Annotated in this window: 4 protein-coding genes and 1 pseudogene; all 5 read right to left on the bottom strand. The window is 70.0% G+C overall.

The genetic code is table 11. From position 1 onward, the window contains the following. Positions 1-1,576: beta-ketoacyl synthase N-terminal-like domain-containing protein (locus ACLEQD_RS37190; protein ID WP_410390627.1), on the bottom strand; the 1,576-nt coding region annotated here is incomplete at its 3' end. A gap of 8 nt (positions 1,577-1,584) precedes the next feature. Further along, on the bottom strand, positions 1,585-2,322 hold the full coding sequence (locus tag ACLEQD_RS37185; protein ID WP_410390626.1) for a polyketide synthase: 738 nt from the start codon (positions 2,320-2,322) through the stop codon (positions 1,585-1,587). A 22-nt stretch (positions 2,323-2,344) separates the two neighbouring features. Then, positions 2,345-3,148 carry an enoyl-CoA hydratase-related protein gene (locus tag ACLEQD_RS37180; protein ID WP_338281294.1) on the bottom strand — a complete coding sequence of 268 codons (804 nt, stop codon included), beginning with the start codon at positions 3,146-3,148 and terminating at the stop codon, positions 2,345-2,347. Next, the gene (locus tag ACLEQD_RS37175; protein ID WP_410390625.1) at positions 3,139-4,401 is read right to left on the bottom strand and encodes a hydroxymethylglutaryl-CoA synthase family protein; all 1,263 of its coding nucleotides are present in this window, start codon (positions 4,399-4,401) and stop codon (positions 3,139-3,141) included. The genes ACLEQD_RS37180 and ACLEQD_RS37175 overlap by 10 nt, the downstream gene beginning before the upstream one ends. Further along, a pseudogene (locus ACLEQD_RS37170) lies at positions 4,398-4,737 on the bottom strand (polyketide beta-ketoacyl:ACP synthase); the annotation flags it as partial. The gene ACLEQD_RS37175 and the pseudogene ACLEQD_RS37170, both read right to left, overlap by 4 nt.

Here is a 4,737-nt window from a genome sequence, read left to right as displayed (position 1 = left end):
CCCCCACCCGCAGCACCCAGGACCGCGGCCCATGGCGCTCCGCCTGGGGGGCCTGCGCCAGGAACCGGCGGACGCCGTCCCGCTCCTCCACGACGACGCCCAGCCGGTACGGCAGCGACTGCCGCCCCCGCGCGAGCGTCCCGCACACGTCCTCCAGCCGCAGCCCGTCGAAGTCCTTCCCCGACGCGAACGTGCTCCACGCCTCCACCAGGTTGGAGAGGCTGGCCGCGGAGTTCGCCGACAGCGTGAAGACCTGGGGGCCCTGCTCTGCCTGTTCACGGTGCGCGGTGTCCGGCGGCGCGGCCTCCACCAGCACCTGCGCGTTCACGCCGCCGAAGCCGAAGCAGGTCATGCCCGCGCGCAGCGGCACGTCCTCCCGGACGCTCTTCCACGGCGCCGAGGCCCGCGCGAACTGGAACGGGCTGGCGTCGAAGTCGACCAGCGGGTTCACCGTCTTCACGTCGATGCTGGGCGCGATCCACCGGTGCCTCAGCATCAGCAAAATCTTGATGAGGCTCGCCACGCCGGACGCGGGCTCCAGGTGGCCGACGTTCGGCTTCACCGACCCCAGCTGGCAGAAGTTGCGCGCCTGCGTGTGCTTGCGGAACGCCTGCGTGAGCCCCTCGAACTCGATGGGGTCTCCCAGCGACGTGCCCGTCCCGTGGGACTCCATGTAGCTCACGGTGTCCAGGCCGAAGCCCGCGTCCTCACTGGCGGCCAGCGTCACGTCGCGCAGGGCCGGCATGCTGGGCGCGGTGAGGCCGCGGCCGTGCCCGTTGTGGTTCACCGCCGTGCCGCGCACGAGCGCGAGGACCCGGTTGTGCTCGGCCCGGGCGTCGCTCAGCCGCTGGAGCAGCACCAGCCCGATGCCCTCGCCGGGCGCGTAGCCGTCCGCGTCCACGTCGTACGTCTTGCTCTTGCCCTCCGGGCTGAACAGCCGGAGCTGTTCGAAGGCGTCGAACTTCCACGGGTGGAGGTTCAGGCTGGCGCCGCCCACGAGCGCGTAGTCGCACTCGCCGCGCAGCAGCGCCTCCTTCGCCTCGTGCAGCGCGACGAGCGACGAGGTGCAGGCCGCCTCCACGGCCATGCTGGGCCCCCGGAAGCCGAACACGTACGAGACGCGGTTCGCCACGATGCACGCGAAGCCGCCCGTGGACGCGTAGCGGCTCGCCGTGACGCCCGCCATCCCCAACTCCTGGAGATAGTCGCTGCTCATGGTGCCGATGAAGACGCCCGTCTTCTTCTCGCGCAGCCGGTCCAGCGGCACCGCCGCGTCCTCGAAGCAGTGCCAGGCCTCCTCCAGCACCAGGCGCTGCTGGGGGTCCATGTTGTCGGCCTCGGCGGGCGAGATGCCGAAGGCGGCGGCGTCGAACGAGTCCACGTGCTCCACGAGCCCGCTCCACTGGCCCTGGCTCGTCGGCTTCGTCACCCAGCGCTCGCGCGGCAGGGGCTGGATGGAGCTCACCCCCGCGACGAGGTTGTGCCAATAGGCCTCGACGTCCTTCGCCCCCGGGAACCGGCAGGCCATCCCGATGATGGCGATCGACTCCCCTGGCACACCCGACTTGCTGCGCATGCTGCCTCCTAGAACTGACCTTCGATGCGCTCCCGGACCTCGGGGAGGGTGAACGTCGTTTCCTGCATCCGAAGCTCCGCGTCGACGGCTTCCGCCAGCTCCGCGCGCAGCCGCGCCGTCAGCCGCTGCTTCAACAGCTTGAGGGACACGAGCGGCTTGTCCGCCAGCTCCTCCGCCTTCGCCATCGCCACCGCGAGCACGTCCTTGCGCGGGACGATGTGCATGGGCGCGCCGCGCTCCTTGAGCTGGGCGCCGGTGTAGTTGGCCGCCGTGAAGAGCATTTCGCTGGCGAGCACGTCGCCGAACTTCCGGGGGATGACGCAGGTGGCGCCAAACCCCGGCGTGAAGCCGTAGCGCATGAAGTTCGTGCAGTAGATGGCCTCCAGCGCCATCACGATGACGTCCGCGGTGCAGCCGAACACCAGCCCGCCGCCAATGCCGTGCCCCTGCATGGCCGACACGACGGGCAGCTCGCAGCGCAAGAGCAGGTCGTAGAAGGCCATGTCGGTGAACCGCATCCGGCCCTCGTTCATCGCGAGCAGCTCTTCCTTGTTCCCGCCGCAGCAGAAGTAGGTGTCGTAGCCCGTGAGCACGACGACCTTCAGGTCCGGCCGCCGCGCCACCTGCGCGAACGCCCCCTGGAGCCCCTCCACCAGCGCCCGGGAGAAGGTGTTCTTCTGGGCGCGCTCCTCCATGCGCACCACCGCGATGCTCCCCTCCACCGTCAGCTTCACCACGTCGTCCATCACACGCCCCCTTTCCCGCGCCTCAGCGGTCCTTCGCTTCCCAGGGAAGGAGCTGGTGCTCCACGAAGTCCCGCAGGTTCTTCTGGAAGTCGCCGTGGACCATCAGCCGGGAGATCTCCGACACGGCCAGCTCCTCCACCTCGTCGGACAGCACCCAGACCTGGCGGAAGTAGCGCTTGAGGTTCCCCACCGTCGCGGGCTGCACGCGTGACAGCCGCGCCTTCAGCCGGCGCAGCGCGGCCTCCGGTGAATCGCTCACCTCGTCGACGAGGTTCATCCCCAGGGCCGCTTCGGCGGACACCGGCTGCGTGGTGAGCGCCATGCGGTACGCGGGCTGGTAGCCCACGCGCCGGATGAGGTACGGGATGACCATGGCGGGCATGAGCCCCCAGAGGACCTCCGACAGGCTGAAGCGCGAGCGCGGGGTGGCCACCACCAGGTCGCTGGCGGCGACGAAGCCCACGCCCCCCGCCAGCACCTCGCCGTCCACGTGCGAGATGATCACCCGCGACATCGTCGCCATGCGCCGCAAGAGCCGCATGTACGGACGGGTCAGCACCTCCTGCTCCGCGGCGGTGGCGTCCGGGCGCAGCGTGGACACCTCGTCGAAGTCCATGCCGGTGCAGAACGTGCCCGGCTGGCCCTTGAGCACGATCAACTGCTGGCGCGCGTCCGCCTCCACGGCGTCCAGCACCGCGTGCAGCTCCTCCAGGAGCACGGCGTTGATGCTGTTGCGCGCCTCCGGGCGGTGGAGCGTCACCGTCACCACGCCGTCCGCCGCGTCCACGCGCAGCGTCTGGAGTCCGCCATGGCCGCTCAGGTCCATGCGTACTCCCGGTGGAAGCCCTTCACGCGGACGAGCCGCAGGCGCTTGCGGCCCTCGAACTGGCGCGCGTAGAGGCTGGAGAGATCCCCCACCTGGACCTCGGCGTCCTTCGTGCCGAAGCCAAGCTCCATGCTGCGGTCGAGGATGCGCTCGTACTCGTCCATGGACAGCGAGTGCCGGCGCGCCAGGTGCCCGCCGATGTCGAAGCGCGCCTGGGCCCGCTGCGAGTTCCGGTCGAACGTGCCGCTGTAGAACTCCGACGAGCACCCGGAGCCGTAGGAGAAGAGGCCCACGCGGTGGAAGTCCTGCGCGTTGGCGTGGTCGATGAGGCCGCACAGCGCCAGGAAGACGGTGGCCGAGTAGATGTTGCCCACCTGCGTGCAGTAGCGCGTGGCCGGGCCGATGCGGCGCTGGAAGTCCTCTTCAATCTGCGCGGCGCCCAGGCCCGGCCCCCCGAAGGCGCGCATCATCTTGCGGTGCGCGCCCTTCACCATGCCGGCGAACGGCGTGTGGAACGCGAGGTAGTCGAAGCTCGTACGGAAGTCCGCCCCCTCCACGCGCTCCGCGTAGCCCTTGAAGCTGTTCTGGAGGCAGTCCAGGTACGCCAGCAGCGACACGTCCGGGTCGCCCGCCTCGATGCCGACCTGGGGCCGGCACGTGTCCATGACCTCGTAGCTGTAGTAGCCGTTGGCGCCCAGGTCCATGCTCAGGACCTTCGGGTCGGAGCCCACGAGCAGCGCCACCGCGCCGGTGCCCTGCGAGGGCTCGTGGTACGTGTTGCGCGAGCCGTTGCGCGCCTCGTCCGTGGCGATGACCAGCGCCTTGGCGCCCGGGGACACGCCCGACGCGACGAAGCCCAGCGCCATCTGGAGCGCGGCCGTGCCGCCGTAGCAGGCCTGCTTCACCTCGAAGACACGGCACCGGCGGTGCAGCCCCAGGTGGTCGTGGATGTACGTGCTGATGGCCTTGCCGAAGTCGACGCCGGACTCCGTGGAGGCGATGACCAGCTCGATGCGGGCCTGCTCCTCCGGGGTGAGCGCGTCCACCAGCGCCTTGGCGGCGTTCACCCCGTTGGTGATGGCGTCCTCCCAGGGCATGCCGACGGCCTTCTTCTCCATCAGGAGGTTGTCGAAGCGGGTCAGGTCCAGCCCCCGCTTCTCGAAGAGCGTGCGGATGTCCAGGTAGGCCTCACCGCCGTACGCGTTCATCGCCTCGATGCCGAACTCCATGCGCTGCGCCTCGTGTCCGTTCATGAGCCGCGGATGACCACGCTCGTGTTGATGCCGCCAAAACCAAACGAATTGCTGAGCGCCACACCGATGGACTGCGCGGTGGCCGCGTCGCCGCAGAAGCGGCAGTCCTGCGCGAGCGGTTCGCGCAGGTTCGCGTTGCGGTGCAGGAAGCCCCCGCGCAGCTGGAGCACCGTCGCGATGCACTCCACGACGCCCGCGGAGAACAGGCAGTGGCCCAAAAGCCCCTTGGTGGCGTTGAGCCACACCCGGCCCAGGTGCCCGCCGAACACCTCGCGCAGGGCCTGCACCTCCGCCTCGTCACCGGCGGTGGACGCGGTGGCGTGCGCGTTGACGTAG

The organism is Corallococcus sp. 4LFB (assembly GCF_046520365.1).
GTDB classification, from domain to species: Bacteria; Myxococcota; Myxococcia; order Myxococcales; family Myxococcaceae; genus Corallococcus; species Corallococcus caeni.
The sequence above is the reverse complement of the archived record's forward strand: the minus strand, read 5'-3'. Positions and strand labels throughout refer to the sequence as shown.

Coding starts and splice junctions, on each gene's coding strand:
- ACLEQD_RS37175 (WP_410390625.1), bottom strand. CDS start 4,401: ATGAACGGACACGAGGCGCAGCGCATGGAGTTCGGCATCGAGGCGATG.
- ACLEQD_RS37180 (WP_338281294.1), bottom strand. CDS start 3,148: ATGGACCTGAGCGGCCATGGCGGACTCCAGACGCTGCGCGTGGACGCG.
- ACLEQD_RS37185 (WP_410390626.1), bottom strand. CDS start 2,322: ATGGACGACGTGGTGAAGCTGACGGTGGAGGGGAGCATCGCGGTGGTG.